The organism is Pseudonocardia sp. CA-142604 (assembly GCF_050948475.1).
Taxonomy (GTDB): domain Bacteria; phylum Actinomycetota; class Actinomycetes; order Mycobacteriales; family Pseudonocardiaceae; genus Pseudonocardia; species Pseudonocardia alaniniphila.
Genome location: NZ_CP192045.1, coordinates 8713061 through 8737575, shown reverse-complemented (window position 1 = coordinate 8737575; position 24515 = coordinate 8713061). Strand labels below are relative to the sequence as shown.

The following is a 24515-nucleotide window of genomic DNA, read 5'->3' as shown; positions in this document are numbered from 1 at the left end:
AACCACTTCGTGCTCGAGGAATGCCAGCTGGGCGCTACTGCTGGATCATCGATGCCGGCCCCGTAGTGCGCTTCGGGGCGGTGACTCGCCGGTCACGCCACCGCGCGGCGACCCGTGGATGGGTCGACGCGAGAACCACTGCCGACAGTGCCACGAGGATCGCGGTTTCGATCAGCTGGAACGCCCAGTACCGGAGGTCCGGTTGGGTGCGCACCGCGTAGCCGGTCACGCCCGCGTCGTGCAGACAGCGCAGGTACTCGTCGGCCTGGCCGCAGGCGGTGGTGTGGCGCTGGACGCCCTGGTCGTCGACCCAGTGGCGCTCGATCTGCCAGGTGCCTGCGACATCGGTGAGCCCGCCGTCCGGGCGGGTGGGATCGATCGACTGTCGCACGATCTCGGCGGGCAGGTAGTCCGGCCGGGCGATCGTCGCGAGCACGAACATCAGCACGGCGTAGCCGACGACCGCGACGATGGCCGCGGTCAGTCGACCGCCCGCGACGAGCCCGGTGCCGGCCGCGAGGGCGAAGGCCAGCAGCGCGTACGCGGCCGGGACGATCCCCGAGATCTCGAAGATCGGAGTCTCCAGCGGGCTGAACGAATAGGTGATCAGATCGAACGGGGCGTACGCCCACCCGGCCACGACGCCGAGCAGCACGGGGAGCACCGCGACGGGAACGCCGGTCACCAGCAGGTTGGTCGCCCACCACCGGGCGGGGGTGACGCCCTGGGTCAGGGCGAGGACGTAGGTCCTTTCGTCGATCTCGCGGTGGAACAACTCCACCCCGGCGAGCAGCCCGACCACAAGGGGTAGTGCCAGCAGTGCGAAGTGGCCCAGACTCCAGAACATGCCGTAGCCCGACGGCTGGTCCACGTCGAGCGCGGCCGCCGCGTCGCGCCGGCACGCCTCGGACAGCACGTCGAAGCACGTCTCGTCGACGCCGTGGGCGCGCATGTGGGCGAGGAAGGCGATCCGGCCGGCGACGAGCACGACGGCGACCACGGCCACCAGTCCGGCCACCGTCAGCAGGGCGGCGCGCTGGCGGCGCCAGACGAGCCAGATCATGCGGCACTCTCCGGTTCCCGCAGGTAGGCAAGGACGAGATCGTCGAGGGTCGGCCGCTCGGCACGGAACGCGGGTGGAGCCTCGGTACCGCAAACGAGCGCGGTGGTCTGCCGCCCCACCGTGGAAGCGTGGACGACTGCCGCGTCTGCGAGGTCGTCTCGGTTGGTGGCCGGTCCGGCCAGATGTCGGTGCCCGGCGAGAAGGTCGTCGATGGCACCGGAGAGGCGCACCCGGCCGTTGCGCAGGAGCACCAGATGGTCGCAGGAGTCCTCGAGGTCGGAGAGCACGTGCGAGGACATCAGCACGGTCATCCCGGTCTCGGTGGCCTCGGCGAGCAGGGCGCCCATCACCTGCCGGCGGGCCAGCGGGTCCAGCTCGGAGAGCGGCTCGTCCAGGAGCAGTAGCTCGGGCCGGCGGCCGAGCGCGACTGCGAGCGCGACCCGAGCCCGCTGTCCGGGGGAGAGCTCGCGGACGCGTTCTTCCGGGCCGATGCCTGCTTCGTCGATCAGGCGCACGGCGTACCCGGCGTCCCACCGGGCGCGGGAGTTGAGGGCTGCCGCCGCCCGCAGTACCTCGGCGACCCGGAACGTTCGGTACAGCGGCTTGTCCTGGGCCAGGAAGCTGGCCCCGGCGGGCATGCCGGTGCGTGCGGGGTCGGCGCCGAGGACGTCGATCGTGCCGGAGGTCGGGCGAAGCAGGCCGGTGGCGAGCATGAGCAGCGTCGTCTTGCCTGCGCCGTTCGGGCCGACCAGCGCCGACACGCGCCCGCGGGGCAGCTCGAGCGAGCAGTCGCGAAGTGCCCATCGACTGCGAAAACGCCTGCTCAACCCGTCGAGCCGCAGGGCGAAGCCCTCCGCCTCAGTCATCGGTCCTCTCCCTTCGGAAGTGTCGATCACGCACATCCGCGACCAGCGCGTCGATGTCCTCGCGGTCGAGGCCGGCCGCGGTGGCCCGCTCCATCCACTCCTCGAGGTCGCCCCGCAGCTGCTCGTGTGCTCCGGGCCTGGCGAGCGACCGCAGCACGAACGTGCCCGCGCCGGGGCGGGGTTCGACGAGCCCGTCACGTTCGAGCTCGCGGTAGGCCTTGAGGACGGTGTTCGGGTTCACCGCGGTCTGCGCCACGACGGCCTTGGCCGTCGGCAGCCGGTCGCCGGGCTGGAGCGTGCCGAGCCGCAGCGCCTGCTTCACCTGCGTGACGATCTGCAGGTACGTCGGCACTCCCGACCGCCGTTCGATCCGAAACTCCACCCGATCCACCCTCAAAGCACTAAGTAAGTAGTGGAATGATGGAGATCGTCGGGCGCCGAGTCAATCCCAGATGTAGTGGCGAACGGAGCAGCTGCTCGTCACGGTGGCGCGTCATGGACACAGGTCGCTGTTCGGGCACTGACAGAACAGCGACACGTGTCCATGTCGCCGGCTATGCCAGGCGCACCGTTGTGCGCTCCGTCGCCGCCCTGCGCTCCATCGCGTCCGCCGCCGGGTTCCTGACCTGAACCAGGGACGCCCCGGCCGCCAGCACCGCGAGCAGGCCGTTGCCCAGACCGTCGGTGGTCGACCACTCCAATGTGGACAGCACGCGGTCGGAGCCCGTGAGCCCGAGTGCTGCGGCGCGGGCGCGGGCGTCGGCGAGCACCTCCGCCACGGTGGCGCCGGCCAGGGCAGGGGTGTCGTCGGGGATCGGTTCCCACGAGACGAACTCGTCGCCGTGCAGCCGTACCTCGGTGGCGAAGTCGATCACGCCAGCCGGCAGCCCGGGAACACCCTTGCCGAAGGCGTCCAGCGAAAGCGCCACCACGCCGCCCGACGGGGCCGCGGCCAGCGCGAGATCGACGCGGTCGGCGTCGCACAGCACCCACTCCGCCTCGGTGGGCGCGTCGACGATCTCGGCACCGCACGACCACGCCCCCAGCAGCACCGCGGCCGTCTGCCAGTGCGCGGGGAGCAGGAGGGCCACCCGGGCGCCCGGCTCGACGTCGCACTCGTCATGGAGCAGGTTGGCCGTCTTTGCGGTCCAGTTGGCGGTGGTGGTGCCGGACAGCTCGATGCGCTCGCCCGTCGCGTCGTCGTAGAAGGTGATCAACGGCTGGGCGGCGGCCGCGCCGGAGCGCAGGGGGTCCAGCAGGGCTGCGGTGAGCGTCACGGGCACACCGTAGGTCAGTCGACGCAGGGCACGCCCGCTGCCGTGATCGGCGCGGCGGCACCCGAAGGAGCGGCGACCTGGCGGGCCTGGGCGTCGTCGGCCGCGGCAGGGAGCGTGGCCGGGTTGAAGTCGGCTCCGAGCAACACGGCCAGGTGGCCGGGCGTCACACCGCCCTCGCTCTGCACCGGGATGCCGCCCAGCTGGTCGGCCACCGCCTGCGCCGCCTCGCGGTCGGAGCCGGTGTAGCGGACCACGGAGGTGGGCGTCGGGCCGGTGTTGTCCACGGTGCCCGAGACGAAGCCGAGCTCGCGCATGCGGCGGGCGACCGCGGCGGCCATCCCCGTCAGACTCGAGCCGTTCTGCACGTCGACGACGTAGCGCGACGCGATCACGTCGACCCGGGCCGGTGGCAGGGGAGGCGCCTTCTGCTCCTCCTCGGCCGCGCGTTGTTGCTCCTCGATGCGCTGGTCGACGAACGTCTTCACCTCTGCCGGATTCACCAGCACGACGTCGCCACGTGAGTTCGACTCGGTTCCGGTGGTGGGGATGGTGAGGAACTCGATGTTCCCCGCTGCGATGTCGGACGCCTGCTGGGCGAAGCTGAGGAGATCCCAGCCGGAGTCGATGACCAGGGCCTGCTGGGCGGCGCTGATCAACGAGCTGAGCTTGCTCGGGTTGGCCAGCGTGCCGCTGGAGAGGATCTTGTCGGCGACCGCGGCGAGGAACACCTGCTGGCGGCGGATCCGCGACATGTCCCCTTCGGGCAGCCCGTGCCGTTGCCGGACGAACGCGAGCGCGGCGGCGCCGGAGATCGTCTGCGGCCCGGCCTGGAACCGGGCTCCGGAGAGCGGGTCGTTCACCGGCTCCTTGAGGCAGACGTCGACGCCGCCGATCGCCTCGGTGAGGTTGTAGAAGCCGAGCAGGTTGATCTCGGCGTAGTGGTCGACGTGCAGACCGGTGAGGTCCTCCACCGTCTGGATCAGCGTGCTGCGGCCCTTCTCGGACGACTGGGCGTCCACCTGCTTGGGGTCCTCGACTCCCTGGGCCACCAACTGCTGGGCCGCGAGCGCCTTCGTCGCCGGGTATGCGGCGTTGATCTTGTCCCGCTGGTAGCCCGGGATGTTGACGTAGCTGTCACGGGGAATGGAGAACGCCACCGCGGCGCCCCCGCCCTTCGGCACGTGCAGCAGGATGATCGTGTCGGAGTTGAGCACGCCGGAGTCGGGACCGCTGCTCAGAAGGCGCTGCAACGCAGGGGGCAGCGGGTTGCCCTGGGCGTCGGTGCGGCTGTCCACACCGACCAGCAGGATGTTGTCCGCGCCGTCGTCGTCGCCGCCCGCGATCACGTTGGTGGTGGTGATCCCGGCCGTGATGTCGCGGTAGAGGCCCCACGCGGTGCCGGTGAGCACCATGACCAGCACCGACGCCACGACGAGCACCAACTGGAGCCGCTGCTTCACCGTGCGCCGCGGCTTCGGGTCACGCGTGGCCACGGGCGGGCGCGTGCGCTTCGGGCGCGCGGTGCCCCAACCCGTCGCATCCGATCGGCTGGTAGGGCGTGCGGCGGAACCCCGGGGCGCGCCGCGTGTCCTGGCGGTCCCGGACGCCCCCGGCTCGGACGTCGTCCGACGCTCGGACGTCGCCCGGCGGCCGGACGCGTACCGCGCCGAGCGGTCCGAGCGGTCCCGGCGTGGTTCGTCCTGGCGGCGGACGGGGCGGTGCGGATTGCGGCGCGGACGGTCGTCGGAATTGCCCCGTCCTTGCACCTGTGCACCTCCGAAGGCCGCCACTGTCGGATCTCCTAGGGTGCAGCACGACGTGCGCTCGTCCGCTTCGGGCGGTGCGCGTGTCGCGGGTGAGCGTTATCGCGTCCACATTTGTCACGAAGGGTGGCCCCGGACGGCAGTCCGGGAGAAGAGGGGGCCCTCGTTGCCCGAACAGCTGTCGTTGTTGCTGCCCGTGTGGGCCGGTGACCAGCCCGACTTCCTCACCGAGGCGTTTCGCTCCTCAGTGGACGACCAGACCCGGCAGCCGGACGAGGTCGTGATCGTTCGTGACGGCCCCGTGCCCGCTGTGCTCGAGGAGCGGATCGCGAAGCTCGCCGTGACGAGTCCGGTGCCCGTGGAGGTGGTGGCGTTGGAGCGCAATGTCGGCCTCGGCCCCGCGCTCGACGCCGGCCTCGCGGCCTGCCGGTACCCGGTCGTCGCCCGGATGGACGCCGACGACATCTCCTTGCCGCACCGGTTCGCCGTGCAGATGCCGATCATCGAGGGCGGCGCGGACATCGTGGGCTCGGGCCTGCTGGAGTTCGGTGAGCACCCCGACGACGTCGTCGGCACCCGGACGCCTCCGACCGAGCCGAGGGACATCCGGACCCGTGCGCGGTTCGCCGTGCCGTTCAACCACCCCACTGTGGTCTACCGGCGTGCGCTGGTGCAGTCCGTCGGCGGTTACACCAACTTTCCGCTGATGGAGGACTACCTGCTCTGGGCGAAGATGATCGTCGCCGGAGCGCAGGTGGCCAACCTCGCGGAGCCCCTCGTGAAGTATCGCGTCGGGGCAGGCGCCTACGCACGGCGGGGCGGGCTGCGGCAGCTGCGCGTCGAGGTTGCCCTCCAGTGGCGGTTCCGCTCGATGGGGTTCACGACGGGGCGCCAGTTCGCGCGCAACCTCCTCGTGCGCGGGGGCTACCGGCTCGTCCCGGAGCGGGTTCGCCGGGTCGCCTATCGAAATGTGATCGCCACGTATCGAGGCTGATCATCGCCGGGTCGAAGTGGGATCATCGATCATTCGATCGAGGGGAGCCCGATGACCCAGTCGTCGTCGCCACCGTCCGAGCCCCTTTCCGCCGAAGGTTCCGCGCTGCTCGACGCGGGACGGCCGCTGGACGCCGTCGAGGTGCTGCGCCAGGGCGTGGCCGTCGGTGAGCCGTCCGCTCCCGACCTATTGGTCCGCGCCTACTTCGAGAGCGGCAGCTGGTACGCCGCCGCCGAGTGGCTGACCGTGGTGGTGGATCAGGGGGACGTGCGGTTCGCGGGCCGGCTCGGGGTGGCGCGGGCGGAGCTCGGTGATCGCGCAGGCGCGGAGAGCATGCTGCGGCTCGCAGTCGAGTCCGGCGAGGTCACCGCGGCCAACGATCTCGCGATCCTGCTCCGCGACGAGGGCAGGACCGGTGAGGCGGCGCAGGTGCTCGTCCAGGCCGCCGAGGCGGGGGACGAGCTGGCCTCGGCCAACCTCGTCGAGCTGCATCTCGAGGAAGAGGACCTGCCTGCGGCGCGGGAGGCCGCCGAGCGCTACGCCGACGAGACCCGCCCGGACACCCTCGTGGCGCTCGCCGACCTCCGGGCGCTGGAGGGCCGGACCGACGACGCCGACGGGTGGTACCGCAAGGCCGGGGAGCTCGGGGCGTTGCGTGCCCACATCGCGTACAGCCAGTTCCTCGTGGGGCAGGGCGATCCGGAGGGCGCCGAGCGGGAGCTGCGCGAGGCCGAGCAGCGCGAGGAGCCCGGCTGGGCCTACGCGCTCGGGCGATTCCTGCTGGACCAAGGCCGGCCGGACGAGGCGCGCGCCTACCTTCAGCTCGCGATCGACTCCGGTGACGCGGCGGCGCGGCAGGCGATGATCGAGCTCGACGGCGGCGACCAGGACGACTGAGGCGCACACCACCCGTTCCGGGCTTTGACCCGGCCGGTGGGGCGCGGCGGGCGCAGTGTCCGGCGCCACTAGGGTGCCGCCGTGGGCCGCGATCCGATCCGCGACGAGCCGAACCGTGGGGCGCTCGGCCGCTCCGGTCCGGGCGGCGACCCACAGCGGGCGTACGGCAACGGGCTGGCCGTGGTCACCGTCGCGCGCTCGATCTCTCCGGTCGTCGACGCCGGGACGCTCCGTGCGGCCACCGCCCGCCCGCTGCGCATCGTCGTGACCGTGGTGGGGGACGCGGCACCCGAGACCTCCGACGACGGGGTCGAGGTGCTGCGGCTCGCCGAGGACATCGGCCGGCCCGCCGCGATCAACCGCGCCGTCGCCGGGCTGGACGCCGCGATCGGCTGGGTCGTGATCAGCGACCCGGAGGTGCAGTGGGAGCCCGGCGCGCTGGACTCGTTGCTCGCGGCTGCCGCCCGGTATCCGCGAGCGGCGCTGCTCGGGCCGCGGCTCACCGACGCGACCGGCACCGTGGTGCCGTCGGCTGGCACGCTGCCCTCGGTCACGCAGGTGCTGCGCGACCGGATCCCGACCGCCGCGGGCTCCGGCAGGACGGGCTGGCTCTCCACGTCGTGCGTGCTGGTGCGCCGCTCCGCCTGGGATTCCGTGGACGGACTCGACGCCCGCTACCTCGGCGCCCCCGGGCCCGTCGACATGGCCGACGTCGACCTCGGCGACCGGCTGGGCCGCGCGGGCTGGCTGCTGGTGCACGTGCCCGGCGTCGTGATCACGGCAGGCGCCGGGATCCGCGGCGGGCACGACAATCTGGCGTCCCACGCTGACGGGCTGCACCGGTACGTGCACGAACGCGGCCCCGCCTCGGCCCGGCTGCTGCTGGCGCTCACCGATCGGGTGGTGGCGCTCACTGGCCGGGGCACATACCGAAACATCGCGAGTCGAATTCCCGAGAGCTGAAGACCGAGCTGTAACCGAGCTGTACGGAGCTGGAGGAGAGAACGCGTGCTGCAGGACGTCGAGGCCGTGGTGCTGGTCGGGGGCAAGGGAACACGGCTGCGGCCGCTAACGCTCTCAGCCCCCAAGCCCATGCTGCCAACGGCGGGCGTGCCGTTCCTGGCACACCTGCTGTCCCGGATCCGGGCCGCGGGTGTCGGGCGCGTCGTACTAGGCACCTCGTACCTCGCCGAGACGTTCTCCGAGCACTTCGGGGACGGGTCCGCACTCGGCCTCGAGATCGAGTACGTGGTGGAGAGCCACCCGCTGGGCACCGGTGGCGGCATCCGCAACGTCGCCAAGTACCTCACCACCGACAACGTCCTCGTCTTCAACGGTGACGTGCTCTGCGGCACCGACCTGCGCGCCGTCGTCAACACCCACCGTCGCAACGACGCCGACGTGACCCTGCACCTGGTGCGCGTGCAGGACCCCCGCGCCTACGGCTGCGTCCCCACCGACGAGTCGGGCTCGGTGCTGGACTTCCTCGAGAAGACCGAGGACCCGCCCACCGACCAGATCAACGCGGGCTGCTACGTCTTCCGCCGCTCGGTGATCGAGTCGATCCCCGAGGGACGCGCGGTGTCGGTGGAGCGCGAGACGTTCCCCGAGCTGCTCTCGGCGGGGGCGCAGGTCTTCGGGCACGTCGACAACGCCTACTGGCGGGACATGGGCACCCCGGCCGACCTGATCCACGGCTCGGCCGACTTGGTTCGCGGGGTCGCGCCCTCCGCAGCGTTGCCGGGGCCGACCGGCGAGTCGCTGGTGCTGGAGGGTGCCGAGGTCGATGACTCCGCGCTGGTCTTCGGCGGCACCACCGTCGGCCGGGGCGTCCGGATCGGGGCAGGTGCCCGCGTGGAAGGTGCCATGTTGTTCGATGGTGCTGTGGTGGGAGAAGGCGCGGTCGTCGAGCACGCCGTCATCGGCGCGGGTGCGCGGGTCGAGGAGGGCGCGCTGGTCAACGACACCGTCGTGGGGGACAGGGCGGTCGTCGGGGCCCATTGCGAGCTGCGCCGCGGCCTGCGGATCTGGCCGGACGTCGTGCTCCCACCGCATGGGTTGCGGTTCTCCCCGGATGTCTGATCACCCCGGGCCCGCAGGGGCCCGGGAGTGGCGCCCGGCCTACAGCCTCGACCTCTCGGGTGTGCTCGCCCCGCTCCGCCGCGGGCGGGGCGACCCCACCTGGCACTCGGTCGGCGAGGGTTCGGCGATCTGGCGCGCCTCCACCACTCCGGATGGACCGGCGACCATTCGTATGCATCGCCGCTCCGACGGCACCGTGGTGTGCGAGGCGTGGGGACCGGGTGCGCAGTGGTCGCTTGACGGTCTGCCCGCGCTGCTGGGCGTGCACGACAGACCGGAGGAGTTCGTCGCGCACCACCCGCTCGTCGCCGACGCCGCTCGGCGGATGCCGGGCCTGCGGTTCGGCGCGTCCATGCGGGTGTGGGACGTGCTCGTGCCCGCGGTGCTGGAACAGAAGGTGACGGGTGTGGAGGCGCGCCGGTCGTGGCGGGAGCTGTGCCGGCGCTTCGGCGACCCGGCTCCCGGCCCGGCCGCCGACGGGATGCGCGTGCCACCGACCCCGGCGCAGATCCGGGCGATCCCGGACTGGGAGTGGCATCGGGCGGGCGTCGACTCGGCGCGGCGGCGCGCCATCCTCGCGAGCGCGGCCGTCGCCCACCGCCTGGAGGCCGCGTGCGAGCTCGGCGGCGAGGCCGGCCGGGAGCTGTTGCGCAAGGTGCCGGGCATCGGGGTGTGGACGGCCGCCGAGGTGGCGCAGCGCGCCTGGGGCGACGCGGACGCCGTGAGCGTCGGGGATTTCCACATTCCCACGCTCGTCGGCTGGGCCCTCGTCGGGCGCCCGATCGACGACGCGGCGATGCTCGGCGTGCTCGCGCCCTACGCGCCGCAGCGCCAGCGGGCCGTGCGGTTCGTGGAGGTCTCGGGCTTCCGGCGACCGCGCTTCGGGCCGCGGTTCTCGCCGAAGGACTATCGCGCGATCTGAGCTTGACCTGGAGTCCGCTTTAACTCCTATCGTCCGAATCATGACGATTCTCGTGACCGGTGCCACCGGAAATGCAGGCCGCCACGTCGTCGCGCACCTGCTGCGTGCGGGGCAGCACGTGCGCGCTCTGACCAGGCACCCGCAAGACGCAGCGCTCCCCGCTGGGGTCGAGGTGGTGGGCGGTGACCTGACCGACCCCGACACCCTCGGCCCCGCCTTCGACGGCGTGACCGCTGTCCACCTGTTGACGGTCGGCGGTGACGACTACGCGACCCTGCGGACCGGTCCGGAGATCGCCGAGATCGCGCACAAGGCCGGCGTGCGCCGCGTCGCCCTGCTCTGGAACGGCGAGGACGGGCCCGTCGAGGAGGCCGTGGAGGCGAGCGGCCTGGAGTGGACGCGGCTGCAGCCCGTCGACTTCATGAGCAACGCACTCGGCTGGGCCACCTCGATCAGGGACGAGGGCGTGGTGCGGGAGCCGTTCGCGGCGGTGCCGCTCGCCGTGGTGCACGAGGCGGACGTTGGGGCGGTCGCGGCCACGGTGCTCGTCGATGACGGGCACGCCGGCCGGACGTACCGGATCACGGGTCCGGAGGCGCTCACCCCACCGCAGCGCGTGGCCGCCATCGCGCGGGCGATCGGTCGGCCGGTCGAGTTCGTCGAGCTGGCCGAGGCACAGGCTCGCGAGCGGTGGCGAGCTGCAGGCCACGCCGAGGAGCTGATCGAGCTCTTGGCAGCCTGGCAGTCGAACCCACCGGCGTCGGCCCGCGCGGCGACCGACACGGTGGAGCGCCTGACCGGCCGCCTGCCCCGGACGTTCACGGACTGGGCTGCCGAGCAAGCACCGGCGTTCGGGCGGTCCGTGTGAAGTCGTCCAGGCAGGACGCCGCGCCGGAGGGGCGATCTCCCCGCGTAGGCTCGTTCGGGTGAGAGTGACGGTGCTTGTCGGCGGCGTCGGCGGAGCCAGGTTCCTGCTCGGGGTGAAGGCGGCGCTGGGGTTGCCCGCGGTCGGCCCGGGAGAGTCGGAACACGAGATCACGGCTGTCGTGAACGTGGGCGACGACGTCTGGATGCACGGCCTGCGCATCTGTCCCGACCTGGACACATGCATGTACACGCTCGGTGGCGGCATCGACCCGGACCGCGGTTGGGGCCGCGCCGGGGAGACGTGGGCCGTGCGAGACGAGCTGGCCGCCTACGACGCGGATCCCTCGTGGTTCGGTCTGGGCGACCGCGACATCGCCACCCATTTGGTGCGCACCCGAATGCTGCGGGCAGGCTATTCGCTCTCGGACGTCGTTACGGCGCTGTGCCATCGCTGGCGGCCCGGCGTCACCCTGCTCCCGGCCACCGACGACCGCGTGGAGACGCACGTGGTGATCGACGACCCGGAGACGAGCCCCCAGGCCCGCAAGGCGATCCACTTCCAGGAGTGGTGGGTGCGCCACAAGGCCGAGCCGCACGCCCACGGCTTCGCATCGGTGGGTGCGGAGCAGGCGAGCGTGCTGCCCGCCGCCCGCGACGCGATCCTCGGTGCCGACGCCGTGCTGCTCGCGCCGTCGAACCCCGTGGTGAGCATCGGTGCCATGCTCGACGTACCCGGCGTCCGCGATGCGTTGCGCGACACGCAGGCGAAGATCGTCGGGCTCTCGCCGATCATCGGTGGCAGGCCGCTGCGCGGGATGGCCGATGCGTGCCTCACCGCGATCGGTGTGGAGACCACCGCGGATGCGGTCGGGCGCCACTACGGCGGTCGTGGCGAGGGCGGCCTGCTCGACGGCTGGCTCGTGCACACCGGCGACACCGCCGACGTGCCGGGTGCCGAGGTGCGATCGATCCCGCTGCTCATGACCGACGTCGACGCAACTGCGGAGATGGCGCGGCGCGCCCTGGAGCTGGCGGGTGCCGCAGTTGGCTGAGCTGCCGGTCGACCACGCCGCTCCCGACGCCATCACCATCCTGCCCGTCCGTGGGCTCCCGGAATTCCGGCCCGGCGACAACCTGGGTGCCGCCCTCGCGGCCGCGGCGCCCTGGATCGTCGACGGAGACGTCCTGGTGGTGACGTCGAAGGTCTTCTCCAAGGTCGAGGGCCGGCTCGTCCCCGCGCCCACCGACCCCGAGGCGCGCGACGCGCTGCGCCGGGAGCTCGTGGACGCCGAGACCGAGCGGGTGCTCGCGCGGCGCGGTCGCACCCTGATCGTCGCCGGCAAGCTCGGGATCGTGCAGGCCGCTGCCGGCATCGACGGTTCCAACGTGCGGCGCGACGAGCTCGCGCTCCTGCCGGCCGACCCCGACAGCAGCGCCGCCCAGCTGCGCGCCGAGCTGCGCCGGTTGCTCGGCGTCGACGTGGCGGTGGTGGTGACCGACACGATGGGCCGCAGCTGGCGGGTCGGGCAGACCGACGTCGCGATCGGCACCGCAGGTCTCGAGGCTGTGCACCGCTATGCGGGGGCCTCCGACTCCGAGGGCAACGAGCTGCTGGTCACCGAGGTCGCGATCGCCGACGAGGTGGCGGGGGCGGCCGACCTCGTGAAGGGCAAGCTGGGCGGCCTGCCGGTGGCCGTGGTGAGGGGGATGCGCCCGGTGGACGACGGATCCACCGCCCGTGACCTCGTCCGGCCACTCGACGAGGACATGTTCTACCTCGGCACCGAGGAAGCGATCGCCCAGGGCAGGCGCGAGGCGGTGTTGCTGCGTCGCAGCACCCGCGACTTCGCAGGCGGGCCCGTTGACGAGGCCGCGCTGCGGCGGGCCGTCGGCGCGGCCCTTACCGCCCCCGCGCCGCACCACAGCACCCCGTTCCGGTTCGCCTGGGTGCGCACACCCGCCCGGCGCGCCGCTCTGCTGGACGCGATGGCGGCGCGGTGGCATGAGCACCTGCACGCCGACGGGCGCCCGGCCGACGAGGTCGAGCGCCGGATGCGGCGCGGCGACCTGCTGCGCCGCGCGCCCGAACTCGTGCTGGCTTTCCGCACCGGCGAGGGCATGCACACCTACCCGGACGACGCCCGCCGCATCGGCGAACGCACGATGTTCACGGTGGCGGGAGGGGCGGCCGTGCAGTCGTTCCTGGTGGCGCTGGCCGCCGAAGGGCTGGCGTCGTGCTGGGTCGGATCCACGATCTTCGCTCCCGACGTCGTACGGGCCGCGCTGGATCTTCCGGCCGACTGGCAGCCCCTCGGTGCGGTCGCCGTCGGGATGCCGCTCGAGCCGTCGGCGCCCCGGCCGCCGCAGGATCCTGACGCCGGACTGGTCGAGTGGTAGCGGCGGCGACGGCCGCTGCTGAGCTACGCGCCTGGGCACCCGCGCAGGAGGGGCAGCGCGCGCTCCAGCACGCCCTGCTCGCGTTCCTCGCGGCACGACCCGACGACGCGTGCTCGCGCGCGTGCGTGCCGGGGCATCTGACGGCCTCGGCGCTGGTTCTGGACGCCGGCGGCGAGCGGACGCTGCTCACCCTGCACCCGCGGGTCGGGCGGTGGCTGCAGCTCGGCGGTCACTGCGAGGACGGCGACGTCTCGCTGCGGGACGCGGCGCTGCGCGAGGCGACGGAGGAGTCGGGCATCGAGGGGCTCCGCATCGACCAGGAGCCACTGCACGTGGACGTCCACCCGGTCACCTGCTCGCTCGGCGTGCCCACGCACCACCTCGACGTCCGGTACCTCGTGCGTGCGCCGGCGGGCGCGGTGGCGCGCGTCAGCGCCGAATCCGACGATCTGCGGTGGTGGCCGATCGATGCGCTGCCCGACGGCGCCGACACCGTGGCGACGATGGTCGCCCTCGCCCGCGAGCGTCGCACGGCGGTGGGCTGAGCGGGCCTGCTCCTGCCCTGGTCAGCGCCAGAAGAGCAGCTGGTCGTAGCCGTCGGCCGCGAGGCTGAAGTCGCCTCCGATCGCGGAGTAGACGGCACCGCCGACCTCGAAGAACAGCTGTGACACCCCGGGTACACCGATGATCAGAAGGAACAGCACGATCGGCGCCCATGGGCGAACCTGAGCCGCCAGCCGCCGCGCGGGCATGGACAGGAACGGTTCGAGCACCCCGAACCCGTCGAGACCGGGAATCGGGAGGATGTTCAGGACGAACGCGAGTACTTGGATCAAGGCGAGACAGGACAGGCCCACCGCGAGTCCGTAGCTCATCGGCGCGAGCGCGACAGCGGCGGTGAGTAACGCTCCGATCACGAGATTTATCGAGGGGCCCGCAAGTGACACCAAGCTCCGCATCGCGCGGGAGCGGATCGCGCCTTGCTCGATCCACACCGCGCCTCCCGGTAGCGGAATACCACCCAGCAGGAGGAAGACGATTGGGAGGACGAAGGACAGTCCGACATCCGTGTAGCGGCGGATGTCGAGCGTCAGATACCCCTTGTGGCGTACCGAGAGATCGCCGCCGCGGTAGGCGACGTACGCATGCCCGAACTCGTGCAGGCACAACGACACCGCCCAGCCACCCAGAACCAGAAGGACGACACCGGTGGTGAGCAGCACGGACGTGCCGGAGATCAGGATCTGCGGAGTACCGATCACAGTCAGTACAGCGCCCCCGATCGTCACGGCCAGGAGGAGTAGGAACCACGGGCTGACCGTCTTCGATACGTGGCGCACCGGACCATTGTGCTGATCGGACGACCGACCGGGTGGACTGCATCACCCGGACGGCAGCTTCAGCTTGCCAAGGCCGGACTAACAGCGCTGTACTTACATCGCTGTTATTCAGGGGTGGGGGACCGACGGATCCCCGCGGGCAGCCATTCGCCGGGGTGCGGGGAGGTAGGCGAGTGAACGTGATCACAGCCACGATGGAGCTGGTCGGGACTACGGCGGGTGTGCCGTTCCCGGCTCTCGATCCGTTCGGAGAGGCGGTTGTATCTCTCGGCGAGGAGGAGGCCGAGGAGCAGGATTGGCAAGAGCGCGCTCTCTGCGCGCAGACCGATCCGGAGGCGTTCTTCCCCGAGAAGGGCGGCTCCACACGAGAGGCCAAGCGGATCTGCTCGGGATGCGAGGTGCGGGCCGAGTGCCTGGAGTACGCACTCGCCCACGACGAGCGTTTCGGGATCTGGGGCGGTCTCTCCGAGCGTGAGCGGCGCAGGCTGCGCCGCGCCGCTGTCTGAGCCCCGCACGGTCCCCGGCCTCGTCGGACCGGAGAAGCCGCCCTCAGCACCCTGAACAGCATCGCCGGCGCGAGCAGCCGTCCGTGCGCCGGATCCGTCACCGAGGTGACGCGGAACCGGGTGGGGTAGTCGATCGGCCGGCAGCTCCGGGCGAGCGCCGGGCACCGTGTCGGACACCGGCGGGGTCGCTGCCCAGGGGGAGGGGCAGCGCCCGCCGGTTGAGTTTCGACGATCGATAAGAGCCGCGGGAAGTTCGGGGATGTTCCCGGAGCGGGCACCGCGAAGTCGTTTCTTGATCATTGTTTGTGGACCGGGGCCTGTGCGTTGTGCGGGCGTTCGCCCCGAAATGACGATCACGCGCTCCCGGCGCTACTCGGCGCCGCCGTCCACCGCGTCGGGCTCGATGTTCAGGTACTCCGCCACCTGCTCCACGAGCACCTCGTGCAGCAGATCGGCCAGGTCTGCTCCGCCACGGGCCCGCGCCTCCAGAGGGCGCCGGTAGAGCACGATCCGTGCGCGTGACGGGAGGCCCTCGGGGTCGACGCCCGCCGGCACCAGCTGGGCGAGCGGCACCCCGACGTCGGACAGCACGCCCTGCCCCCAGACCACTTCGTCGGGGGACGTCACGTCGACCTCCGGCACCTCGTCCACAGCGAGGTCGAGCTCGGCGAGCTCGGTGCCCCAGCGCAGCTCGATCGGTTCGAGCGCCTCCAGCACCAGTGCGTCGAACTTCTCGGCCCGGGTGCGTGAGGCCGGGGTGGTGGCCGGGTACATCAGCCCACGCAACCCGCGCCCGCGCCGGTCCCGCCGACGGGGTGAGCGGCGCAGCGTGCGTCGCGCTGTGGTCACCCGCGCGATCCTACGGCTCCGGGCGCCGGCCGCCAGCGACGTCCGCGCGTCGCGGTGGGATCAAGGACCGTCGAAGCGCTATCGTCAGAGGCGTGCTGAGTGTGCGGCGGTGTTCGCGGACCGGGTGCACCGAGCTCGCGGTGGCCACGCTCACCTACGTCTACGCCGACTCCACGGCGGTCGTGGGCCCGTTGGCCACCCAGGCCGAGCCACATTCATACGATTTGTGTACGAAGCACGCCCACCGCCTAACCGCGCCGCGCGGCTGGGAGGTCGTGCGATTCGAGGGCGAGTTCGCCCCGCCACAGCCCAGCAACGACGACCTCACGGCACTGGCCGAGGCCGTGCGGGAGGCCGGCCGGGTGGACCGTCCGGTCGACGCCGTCCCTACCACAGGCACCGGGCGGCGCGGCCATCTGCGCGTCCTCCCCGGACCGGTGGAGGACTGAACGCGCCCGGGCGACTGCCTGCGCCCCTCGCGCAGAGCCCGCTAGGGTCTCCCCCCGTGGCAGCTGACCTGTCGGCCATCGTGAAGGCCTACGACATCCGCGGCGTTGTCGGTGACCAGCTCGACGGCCCGACCGTCCGGGACATCGGCGCCGCCATGGCGTCCCTCATGCGTGCAGAAGGCGCGAGCGGTGTCGTGATCGGCCACGACATGCGTGCGAGCTCCCCCGAGCTGGCGGCCGCGTTCGCCGAGGGTGTGACGGCACAGGGTCTCGACGTCGTCTCCATCGGCCTGGCCAGCACCGACATGCTCTACTTCGCCTCCGGCACGCTCGACCTTCCGGGCGCGATGTTCACCGCGAGCCACAACCCGGCCAGATACAACGGCATCAAGCTGTGCCGCGCCGGTGCCGTGCCGATCGGCCAGGACACCGGGCTCGCCGCCATCCGGCAGGCCGTCGAGGCCGGGGTGCCGGCCGGCCCAGGGGGCGGCAGCATCACCGAGCGCGACGACCTGCTCGCCGGGTACGCCGAGTACCTGCGCGGGCTCGTCGATCTGTCGGGCAGCCGTCGGTTGCGGGTCGTGGTCGACGCCGGCAACGGAATGGGCGGCTTCACGGTGCCCGCCGTGCTGGCGCCGCTGCCGTTCGACGTGGTGCCGATGTACTTCGAGCTCGACGGCACGTTCCCGAACCACGAGGCCAACCCGCTCGACCCGGCCAACCTCGTGGACCTGCAGAAGCGGGTCGTGGAGGAGGGGGCCGACATCGGGCTCGCCTTCGACGGCGACGCCGACCGCTGCTTCGTGGTCGACGAGCTCGGCGATCCCGTCAGCCCGAGCGCCATCACGGGGCTGGTGGCCGTCCGCGAGCTCGCCAAGGCGCCGGGCTCCGCGGTGATCCACAACCTCATCACGTCCCGGGCCGTGCCCGAGCTCGTCGCCGAGCACGGGGGCCGGGCGGTCCGCACCCGCGTGGGCCATTCGTTCATCAAGCAGACGATGGCGGAGACCGGTGCGGTGTTCGGTGGGGAGCACTCGGCCCACTACTACTTCCGGGAGTTCTGGAACGCCGACTCCGGCATGCTCGCCGCACTGCACGTCCTGGCCGCGCTGGGCGAGGACGAGCGCCCGATCTCGCAGCTGATGTCCGCCTACGAGCGGTACGCCGCGTCCGGTGAGGTCAACTCCACGGTCGCCGACCAGGCCGCGAGCATCGCCGCCATCAAGCAGCGCTACTCCGATCGGGACGGCGTCGAGTTCGACGAGCTCGACGGGCTCACCGTCGCACTTCCCGACGGATCCTGGTTCAACGTGCGCGCTTCCAACACCGAGCCGTTGCTGCGGCTCAACGTCGAGGCGGCCGACGATGTCGCCGTCGCCGTCCTGCGTGACGAGGTCCTCTCGGTCATCCGCGCATAGCGAGCTCCTCCGGGGGCACAAAATGGCTGTCGGATGGACCCGGCGCTCCGCGCTTCGCCCTGGCAGCATCGCGGGGTACGGATCTGCCCGCGGAGCCGTCCCGCAGAGAAAGAGGAAGACCGTGGCCGTAGAGCTCGACCCCCAGCTGATGGACATCCTGGCCTGCCCGTCCGACGACCACGCGCCGTTGCGGGCAGGCACTCCCGGTGACCCCTCTGCCGACGTGCTCACCTGCACGTCATGCGGCCGGGGTTTCCCGGTGGTCGACGGCGTGCCGGTGCTGCTGCTCGACGAGGCGATCATGCCGGCCGACCCCCCTGATTCCGGCGTGGTCGGCGTGTGACGGTGCTCGACGACATCCTGCTCGCCGATCCGCGGGCGCTCACGGCTCTCGACACGGGAGGCGTGCTGCGTGGTGCCGCCACGGCGGGCGCACAGGTCCGATCAGCAGCGCAGGGCGCGGCCGACGCCAGGGTCGGCGACCTCGCAGGCGTGCGTCCGCGGGCGCTGGTGCTCGTGCGCAGGCCGGGTGCCTCCGGCCCGGCCGCGGGGCTGCTCACCGCCGTGCTCGGCCCGTCATCTCCGGTTCCGGTCGTCGTGGTGGACACCGTGCCGTCCTGGATCGGACCGCTCGACGTGGTGGTCGCCCACACGGCCGACGCCGACGACGTCGAGCTCGCCGACGGCGTGGCGTTCGCGGTGCGCCGGGGTGCGGAGGTCGTGCTCTCCGCGCCCACGGACGGCCCGGTCGCCTCGGCCGGAGCGGGTCGCGCCCGGCTGGTCGAGCAGCGCATCCCCGTTCCTCCGGGGCTCGACCTTCCGCGTGCGCTGGCCGTCGGGCTCGTGGTGGTGGGTTCCCTCGGACTGCTCTCCAGCCCGCTGGACCCAGGTCTCGACGCGCTGGCCGACCAGCTCGACACCGAGGCGGAACGCAACCAGCCGGCCCACGAGCCGTTCATGAACCCCGCGAAGTCACTCGCGCTGCGTCTCGCCGACCGCACTCCGCTGTTGTGGGGCACCGACCCACTCGGTGCGGCTGCTGCCGTCCACGCGGCCGGTGCGCTGGCCACGCACGCCGGTGTGGTGGCTCACGCCGACGAGGTCGGCCGGGCCGCCACCGCCACCGGCCTGCTCCGCGCGCTCGACCACGCGGCCAGGGAGTCGGATGTGTTCCACGACCCGTTCGACGACCCGGACGGTGGCGCGGAGGCACCCCCGCCGCGACTGGTTCTGCTCGCCACCGGCGAGGAGGACCCTGGTCAGGTGACGCTCCGCCGTGCCGGCCGCATGTGGCAGTCGGCCGACGTCGTGCACCCGGTGGACGAGATCGCCCGCGGCGTGCCGCACGCACCGTTGTTGAGGGCCGGCCTCCTCGCGTCGCGTTTCGACGTGGCAGCGGTGTACCTCGGGCTGGCCACCCGCTCGATCGATCCGGGGCACCTTTCCACCGGTGCCGGACGTGAGGAGAGCTGACGAGACCGTGGAGCTGCTGGACAACCCGGTACGGGCCTATGCGTGGGGCTCACGAACGGTGATCGCCGAGCTTCTTGGCCAGGAAGTGCCGTCTCCACATCCGCAGGCCGAGCTCTGGTTCGGCGCGCACCCGGCCGATCCGTCGCGACTGGTGCACGAGGACGGTTCGCACACGTCCCTCCTCGACGCCCTCCGCGCCGACCCGGAGCGCCTACTCGGCACGGACCGCAGCGGTCACTGGGACGCCACGCTGCCGTTCCTGCTCAAGGTGCTCGCGGCCGACGAACCGCTCTCCCTTCAGGCGCACCCGAGCATCGAGCAGGCGCGCACGGGCTTCGCGCACGAGGACGCCGCAGGCATCCCGCGCGACGCCGCCGACCGCAACTACCGGGACGCCAACCACAAGCCCGAGCTGATCTGCGCGCTCACCGAGTTCCACGCTCTCGTCGGGTTCCGCACGCCGGAGGCCACGGTGCGGCTGCTCCGCGAGCTCGAGGTTCCGGAGCTGGCGGGGCACGCCGAGCTGCTCGCCGCGCAGCCCGACCAGGACGGCCTCCGGGCGCTGTTCACCACGTGGATCACCCTGCCCCAGTCGATGCTCGACACGCTGGTCCCTGCGCTGCAGGACGGCTGTATCCGGCTGGCCGGCACCGGGGGCGAGTTCCACGCCGAGGCACGCACGGTGCTCGAGCTCTCGGAGCGCTACCCGGGGGATGCCGGTGTGCTGGCAGCGCTGCTGCTCAACCGCGTCACGCTGGCGCCGGGCGAGGCGCTGTACCTGCCCGCCGGGAACCTGCACGCCTACCTGTCGGGCGCCGGGATCGAGCTGATGGCCAACTCCGACAACGTCCTGCGCGGCGGCCTCACCCCCAAGCACGTGGACGTGCCCGAGCTGCTCCGGGTGCTCGACTTCGCGGCCGAGCCGCCGCCGGTGCTCACGGGCGAGCCCGACGGCGGATGGATCCGCTACGACACTCCCGCGAAGGAGTTCCTCCTGCGCCGCCTGGCCGACGGGGACGGCGGCGCGGTGGTGGCGGTGCCCGACGGCGGTCCGCGGATTCTGCTGTGCACGGCGGGTTCGGCCTGCGTGCGCGCGCCCGGCACCGAGCTGAAGATCACCCGTGGCGGGTCGCTGTGGCTCGCGGCCAACGAGACGGCGCTGTCCGTGCAGCCACTGGTGGAAGGCACCCAGCTCTTCCTCGCGAGCGACGGCCTGGGCTAGGAGCGCGCTGAACGCACGGCACTGCCGTAGGTGAGCCTGCGCAGCAGGGTCTCTGCGGGTCCGGGCCGGCCGAGGCGGTGCAGCAGGTCGGCGGCCACCACAGTGAGCGCCCACACCGCGAGCCCGACGGCGGCAGCGGCGGCCACCCCGAGCCGCCCACCGAGGTCGGCCAGGTACGGCTCGAACAGCACCAGCCAGGCGACGGACTGCGCCAGGTAGCAGCTCATCGAGCGTTGTCCACAGGCACGCAGAGCGGTGACGATGCGCCCATCGCGCCGGTGCTGCTGGGCCGTCCGGCCGAGCCGGGCGGCCACGACGCCGATCAGGGCGGCGTACCCCAGCCCGCCCGCGTACCCGGTGGCGGTGTGCAGCGCCCCGGCGGCGAGGAGGAGCCCGCCCACCGGCTGCCACTGTCCGGTCGTCACCAGCATCTGGGGTAGCGCACCGACGACCGCGACCGCGATGCCGACCGCGGCGATACGGCTCAGCAGCCGCCTGTGTCGCTCGGGCTCGTCGAGCAGGTGGCGCCGGGCGGCCCATACGCCGACGAGTACGGGGCCCGCCGCCATCACCGCGTTCAGCAGCGTGAGCACCGGGAACGACGCCACGCGGATGGCCGCGGAGAGCAACGGGTCAACAGGTGTTCCCGCTGAGTCCGGGAAGGGCACGGTCAGCACCGCGCCGTAGACCAGGGCACCCACCACGCCGGCTACGCACGCGACGGTCAGCAGCCGTGCGTCCCGCCACCGCAGGGCACCGACCAGGCAGACGGCGAGCAGTCCGTATGAGGCGAGGATGTCGCCGGGGAACAGCAGCAGGACGTGGGCGAACCCGAAGAGCACCAGCCAGCCGCCCCTGCGGCGGAGCACGCTGCGTGCCTGCTCCCACCCACCGTTTGCCGTCTGCCGGCGCAGGATGTGCACCATCCCGTAGCCGAACAGGGCGGCGAACATCGGGTAGCCCCTGCTGTCCACGAACAACGTCAGCGCCGTCTGTGCCGCCGCGTCCACGGCGTTCGTCAGCGGGCCACTGCCGCGGGCCAGCACCTGCGCGTGCGCCAGCGCGATCAACGCCAGCATCGCCCCGCGGCCGAGATCGGGGGCGAGGGCCCGAGCCCGAGCAGTGGGCGGTGGTAGCGATCCGGTCGTCGACATTCGAGCCCTCCCCCTCTTTAAGCTACGGATGCGTAGCTTATGGCGAGAAGATAAGCTACGGATCCGTAGCTGGGCAAGGGTGATCGTGAGGGGACGATGGGCGGGCGGACGCGCAGGCGGGGGGACGCGCTGCTCGCCGTCGTCCACCAGGCCGTGCTCGACGAGCTCGACGAGGTCGGCCTCGGCCGGTTGACCATGGAGGGGATCGCCCGTCGCGCCGAGACGGCGAAGACCTCGCTGTACCGGCGCTGGCCGAGCCCCGAGGAACTGTTGCTGGACGCGATCGCGGCCGCCTATCCGGTGGAGGTGCCCTCGCCCGCGGCCGACGATCTGCGCGGCGATCTGATCCGCGCCCTCGAGCTGATGATCGCGTGGTCACGCCATCCCACGGCGCGCGCTGTGCAGGCCGTCCTCGCCGAGCGCCACCGCCATCCCGCGCTCGTCGACGCCCTCTACTCCCGCGTGTTCGAACCGGCCGGTCGCCGATTCACCGCCACCGTGCTGCATCATTACGCCGAGGTCGGTCAGCTCGATCCCGGCCTGATCACGCCCGTGGTGGAGGACATCGGCGAGGCATTGGTGATGAAGCACGCGATCGACACCGGGGAAGAACCGACGTCCCAGCGCCTCGCCGAAATCGTCGATCAGGCGATCCTGCCCGCGGTTCATGGGTCCCCGACAAGACGCTAGGGTCCGGGCCGCATCGGGCCGTGGGTCGAGGAGAGTGCAGTGGCAGCGAGTGGTGGAACCCGGGCGATCGTGGCGGCGCTGCTCGCCAACGCGGGAATCGCGATCGCCAAGTTCATCGGCTTCCTGGTCACAGGGTCGTCCTCCATGCTGGCCGAGGCTGTGCACTCGGTCGCCGACACGTCCAACCAGGGGTTGCTGCTGCTAGGTGGCCGCACCGCGCGGCGCGCGGCCACCCCGGAGCATCCGTTCGGGTACGGCCGCGACCGGTACTTCTACTCGTTCGTCGTGGCGCTGCTGCTCTTCACGCTGGGCTCGGTGTTCGCCCTCTACGAGGGCATCCACAAGCTGGAGTCGCACGAGCCGCTCACGTCGCCGCTGGTCGCCGTCGTGATCCTGGTCGTCGCGATCGGTCTGGAGTCGTTCTCGTTCCGCACCGCGATCCATGAGTCCCGGCCCCTCAAGGGCTCGGGTACGTGGTGGCAGTTCATCCGTCAGTCGAAGGTGCCCGAGCTTCCTGTCGTGCTGCTCGAGGACCTCGGCGCGCTCGTCGGCCTGGTGCTCGCGCTCCTCGGTGTCGGACTCACCGTGCTCACGGGCGACTCGGTGTTCGACGCGCTCGGCACCATCTGCATCGGCGTGCTGCTCGGCGTCATCGCCATCATCTTGATCATCGAGATGAAGAGCCTGCTCGTCGGGGAGGGCGCCACCCCGCCGGTGCTCGCGAAGATCGTCTCGGCGCTCGAGGCCGGTGGTGTCGAGCGCGTCATCCACATCAAGACCCAGTACCTCGGGCCCGAGGAGCTGCTCGTCGCCGCGAAGATCGCGCTGCCCCCGGGCCTGCCCCTCGAGCAGGTCGCCCGCAGCATCGACGGGGCCGAGCAACGCATCCGGGAAGCGGTGCCGGAGGCCCGGGTCATCTACCTCGAACCGGACCTCGACCGCACCCCTGTGGCGGGCTGACCGGATCGGCGCCGAGCGAGCGTCCGCGGCGCCGATTCGGCCGCTACGAGCGCCAGCACGATCCACACGGCGATCGACACGCGTATCGCGTTCGCCGGGTGGTCGGCCAGGCTCATCACCGCGAACCCGGCCAGCCCCGCCCCGGCGGCAACGGCCGTGGCCGATCCCGCCAGGGCGGCCCGGCGGGTGACGATCGCTGTGCCCACGGTGATCGCCAGCACGGCCACGAGTCCGGGTACGCCGGCCTCGACCGCCCAGTTGAGCCAGAGGTTGTGGGCGTGCTGGAACGCCTCGTCACCGGCGATCGCCGCGTCGAGCAGCGCTCCCGCCCGGCCCGGCCCTACGCCCAGCGGGTGCTGTGCCACCAGTCCGACCGCGGCCGTCCAGACGTCGGCGCGCACCCCGACGGAGAGCGCGGGGGCCAGCAGGAGCAGACCGGCCGCGACCACGCCGCCCACCCCGAGGAGGACGACGACCGCCCGGCCCGGCCGCAGCCTCCCGCCGATCGGGAAAGCGCGACCGTGTCCGCGCCGGAGCACGACGAACACGGCGGCTCCGGCCACCGCGGCGACGATGCCGCCTCGGGAGGCCGTCAGCAGCACGGCCGCGTATCCGACCACGACGAGCGCCGTACCCACCAGCCGGGACGTCCGGTCGGCGAGCTGGGCCGCACCCGCCGCGGCCACGGGCAGGAGCAGCACGAGGAACGCCGCCAGCAGGTTCGGGTTGGAGAAGGTGCCGACCGCGCGGATCACGGCGTCCGGACCACAGACGTCGGCCGAGCCGTCGATGGCGCCACGGCAGAACCCGGTGGCGGTTCCGGCGGCCGCCTGCCTGGCTGCGACGGTTCCGGCCACGGCCACCCCGACGAGCGCCAGCAGGCCGAAGGCCGGGCCGGCGTCGGGAACGGACCGGCGAACGCCGACCACCAGGTAGTACGCCGCCACCGCAGTGAGCACCCCACGCCACGCGGCCCACGGCTGTCCGGCCAGCACGGTGCCCAGGGCAGCAGCCAGCAGAAGAGCGCCGATCGCGGGATCCAGCGGGGTTCGCCACTGTCCGGGACGCAATCCCGCGACCGCGGCGGCGACGAGCCCGGCGCCCAGTACCAGCCGGACGGGAGTCAGTACCCATACCACCGGCTCGTCGGGCAGCAGGTCCGCCGTGGCCTCCAGCAGCACGGCGGCCATGCACAGCACCGCGACCGTCCGACCTGCTGTGACCCGCCTCTCTCCGGGACGATCCACGCGAACCGTCATCAGCGGGGTGGTGCTCGGATCCGACACAGGTGCGCTCACGGTCCGGTTTCTCCCGCATGCGGATGTC

At 72.2% G+C, this 24515-nt stretch carries 26 protein-coding genes; 17 read left to right on the top strand and 9 right to left on the bottom strand.

Going from position 1 to position 24515, the window contains the following annotated elements; all coding sequences use genetic code 11:
- Positions 1-34: 34 nt before the first annotated feature.
- From ACQPZQ_RS39625 to ACQPZQ_RS39605, 5 genes are all read right to left on the bottom strand, one after another.
- Complete coding sequence (locus ACQPZQ_RS39625; RefSeq protein ID WP_433289637.1) at positions 35-1063, bottom strand: hypothetical protein; 1029 nt, start codon at positions 1061-1063, stop codon at positions 35-37.
- Positions 1060-1929 carry an ATP-binding cassette domain-containing protein gene (locus ACQPZQ_RS39620; RefSeq protein ID WP_433289636.1) on the bottom strand — a complete coding sequence of 290 codons (870 nt, stop codon included), beginning with the start codon at positions 1927-1929 and terminating at the stop codon, positions 1060-1062. Before ACQPZQ_RS39620 ends, ACQPZQ_RS39625 begins: the two co-directional genes overlap by 4 nt.
- Entirely contained in the window at positions 1922-2311 is a 390-nt protein-coding gene (locus tag ACQPZQ_RS39615) for a GntR family transcriptional regulator (RefSeq protein WP_433289635.1), read from the bottom strand. The genes ACQPZQ_RS39620 and ACQPZQ_RS39615 overlap by 8 nt, the downstream gene beginning before the upstream one ends.
- A gap of 172 nt (positions 2312-2483) precedes the next feature.
- Complete coding sequence (locus ACQPZQ_RS39610; RefSeq protein ID WP_433289634.1) at positions 2484-3206, bottom strand: TIGR03089 family protein; 723 nt, start codon at positions 3204-3206, stop codon at positions 2484-2486.
- Positions 3207-3220: 14 nt separating this feature from the next.
- Complete coding sequence (locus ACQPZQ_RS39605; protein WP_433289633.1) at positions 3221-4699, bottom strand: LCP family protein; 1479 nt, start codon at positions 4697-4699, stop codon at positions 3221-3223.
- Positions 4700-5135: 436 nt separating this feature from the next.
- Between ACQPZQ_RS39605 and ACQPZQ_RS39600 the strand changes: the two genes are divergently transcribed.
- The 9 genes from ACQPZQ_RS39600 to ACQPZQ_RS39560 all read left to right on the top strand — a co-directional run bounded on the left by ACQPZQ_RS39600 (position 5136) and on the right by ACQPZQ_RS39560 (position 13673).
- Positions 5136-5963 carry a glycosyltransferase gene (locus ACQPZQ_RS39600; protein WP_433289632.1) on the top strand — a complete coding sequence of 276 codons (828 nt, stop codon included), beginning with the start codon at positions 5136-5138 and terminating at the stop codon, positions 5961-5963.
- 51 nt (positions 5964-6014) lie between these two features.
- Positions 6015-6860 (top strand): tetratricopeptide repeat protein, encoded by an 846-nt coding sequence (locus tag ACQPZQ_RS39595; RefSeq protein ID WP_433289631.1) that lies wholly within the window; start codon positions 6015-6017, stop codon positions 6858-6860.
- A gap of 81 nt (positions 6861-6941) precedes the next feature.
- Positions 6942-7823: a glycosyltransferase family 2 protein gene (locus ACQPZQ_RS39590; protein ID WP_433289630.1), complete on the top strand. Its 882-nt coding sequence runs from the start codon at positions 6942-6944 to the stop codon at positions 7821-7823.
- 48 nt (positions 7824-7871) lie between these two features.
- Positions 7872-8942, top strand: a complete 1071-nt coding sequence (locus tag ACQPZQ_RS39585) for an NDP-sugar synthase (RefSeq protein WP_344727691.1) — start codon at positions 7872-7874, stop codon at positions 8940-8942.
- Complete coding sequence (locus tag ACQPZQ_RS39580) at positions 8935-9864, top strand: DNA-3-methyladenine glycosylase family protein (RefSeq protein ID WP_433289629.1); 930 nt, start codon at positions 8935-8937, stop codon at positions 9862-9864. Before ACQPZQ_RS39585 ends, ACQPZQ_RS39580 begins: the two co-directional genes overlap by 8 nt.
- A 40-nt stretch (positions 9865-9904) precedes the next feature.
- Positions 9905-10732 carry an NmrA family NAD(P)-binding protein gene (locus ACQPZQ_RS39575; RefSeq protein WP_433289628.1) on the top strand — a complete coding sequence of 276 codons (828 nt, stop codon included), beginning with the start codon at positions 9905-9907 and terminating at the stop codon, positions 10730-10732.
- Positions 10733-10790: 58 nt separating this feature from the next.
- Complete coding sequence (gene cofD / locus ACQPZQ_RS39570) at positions 10791-11783, top strand: 2-phospho-L-lactate transferase (protein WP_433289627.1); 993 nt, start codon at positions 10791-10793, stop codon at positions 11781-11783.
- Entirely contained in the window at positions 11767-13128 is a 1362-nt protein-coding gene (locus ACQPZQ_RS39565) for a coenzyme F420-0:L-glutamate ligase (RefSeq protein WP_433289626.1), read from the top strand. Before cofD ends, ACQPZQ_RS39565 begins: the two co-directional genes overlap by 17 nt.
- Positions 13122-13673, top strand: a complete 552-nt coding sequence (locus tag ACQPZQ_RS39560; protein WP_433289625.1) for an NUDIX hydrolase — start codon at positions 13122-13124, stop codon at positions 13671-13673. Before ACQPZQ_RS39565 ends, ACQPZQ_RS39560 begins: the two co-directional genes overlap by 7 nt.
- 21 nt (positions 13674-13694) lie before the next feature.
- Here ACQPZQ_RS39560 and ACQPZQ_RS39555 read toward each other — a convergent pair whose 3' ends face one another.
- Positions 13695-14468, bottom strand: a complete 774-nt coding sequence (locus ACQPZQ_RS39555; protein ID WP_241039681.1) for a site-2 protease family protein — start codon at positions 14466-14468, stop codon at positions 13695-13697.
- 173 nt (positions 14469-14641) lie between these two features.
- Here ACQPZQ_RS39555 and ACQPZQ_RS39550 point away from each other — a divergent pair, with 173 nt between their 5' ends.
- Positions 14642-14974, top strand: a complete 333-nt coding sequence (locus tag ACQPZQ_RS39550; RefSeq protein ID WP_241039680.1) for a WhiB family transcriptional regulator — start codon at positions 14642-14644, stop codon at positions 14972-14974.
- 369 nt (positions 14975-15343) lie between these two features.
- On the opposite strand, the gene ACQPZQ_RS39545 is transcribed toward ACQPZQ_RS39550, so the two are convergent.
- A complete protein-coding gene (locus tag ACQPZQ_RS39545; protein WP_344727150.1) occupies positions 15344-15823 on the bottom strand; it encodes a metallopeptidase family protein in 480 nt (159 codons plus the stop codon).
- Positions 15824-15924: 101 nt separating this feature from the next.
- On the opposite strand from ACQPZQ_RS39545, the gene ACQPZQ_RS39540 reads away from it, so the two are divergent.
- The 5 genes from ACQPZQ_RS39540 to manA all read left to right on the top strand — a co-directional run bounded on the left by ACQPZQ_RS39540 (position 15925) and on the right by manA (position 20385).
- A complete protein-coding gene (locus tag ACQPZQ_RS39540) occupies positions 15925-16272 on the top strand; it encodes a DUF3499 domain-containing protein (RefSeq protein ID WP_433299599.1) in 348 nt (115 codons plus the stop codon).
- 56 nt (positions 16273-16328) lie between these two features.
- Positions 16329-17690, top strand: a complete 1362-nt coding sequence (locus tag ACQPZQ_RS39535) for a phosphomannomutase/phosphoglucomutase (protein ID WP_433289624.1) — start codon at positions 16329-16331, stop codon at positions 17688-17690.
- A gap of 121 nt (positions 17691-17811) precedes the next feature.
- Positions 17812-18033 (top strand): Trm112 family protein, encoded by a 222-nt coding sequence (locus tag ACQPZQ_RS39530; protein ID WP_241039677.1) that lies wholly within the window; start codon positions 17812-17814, stop codon positions 18031-18033.
- The gene (locus tag ACQPZQ_RS39525) at positions 18030-19163 is read left to right on the top strand and encodes an SIS domain-containing protein (protein WP_433289622.1); all 1134 of its coding nucleotides are present in this window, start codon (positions 18030-18032) and stop codon (positions 19161-19163) included. The genes ACQPZQ_RS39530 and ACQPZQ_RS39525 overlap by 4 nt, the downstream gene beginning before the upstream one ends.
- A 7-nt stretch (positions 19164-19170) precedes the next feature.
- A complete protein-coding gene (gene manA / locus ACQPZQ_RS39520) occupies positions 19171-20385 on the top strand; it encodes a mannose-6-phosphate isomerase, class I (protein ID WP_433299597.1) in 1215 nt (404 codons plus the stop codon).
- Here manA and ACQPZQ_RS39515 read toward each other — a convergent pair.
- Entirely contained in the window at positions 20382-21539 is a 1158-nt protein-coding gene (locus ACQPZQ_RS39515; RefSeq protein ID WP_433289621.1) for a DUF418 domain-containing protein, read from the bottom strand. The two genes, manA and ACQPZQ_RS39515, sit on opposite strands and share 4 nt — an antisense overlap.
- Before the next feature lie 96 nt (positions 21540-21635).
- On the opposite strand from ACQPZQ_RS39515, the gene ACQPZQ_RS39510 reads away from it, so the two are divergent.
- Together ACQPZQ_RS39510 and ACQPZQ_RS39505 are read left to right on the top strand one after the other, a co-directional pair.
- Entirely contained in the window at positions 21636-22229 is a 594-nt protein-coding gene (locus ACQPZQ_RS39510; RefSeq protein WP_433289619.1) for a TetR/AcrR family transcriptional regulator, read from the top strand.
- 39 nt (positions 22230-22268) lie between these two features.
- A complete protein-coding gene (locus tag ACQPZQ_RS39505; protein WP_433289618.1) occupies positions 22269-23189 on the top strand; it encodes a cation diffusion facilitator family transporter in 921 nt (306 codons plus the stop codon).
- Here ACQPZQ_RS39505 and ACQPZQ_RS39500 read toward each other — a convergent pair.
- Positions 23147-24487, bottom strand: coding sequence for an O-antigen ligase family protein (locus ACQPZQ_RS39500; protein WP_433289617.1), 1341 nt, complete (start codon positions 24485-24487; stop codon positions 23147-23149). The genes ACQPZQ_RS39505 and ACQPZQ_RS39500 overlap by 43 nt on opposite strands.
- Positions 24488-24515: the final 28 nt, after the last annotated feature.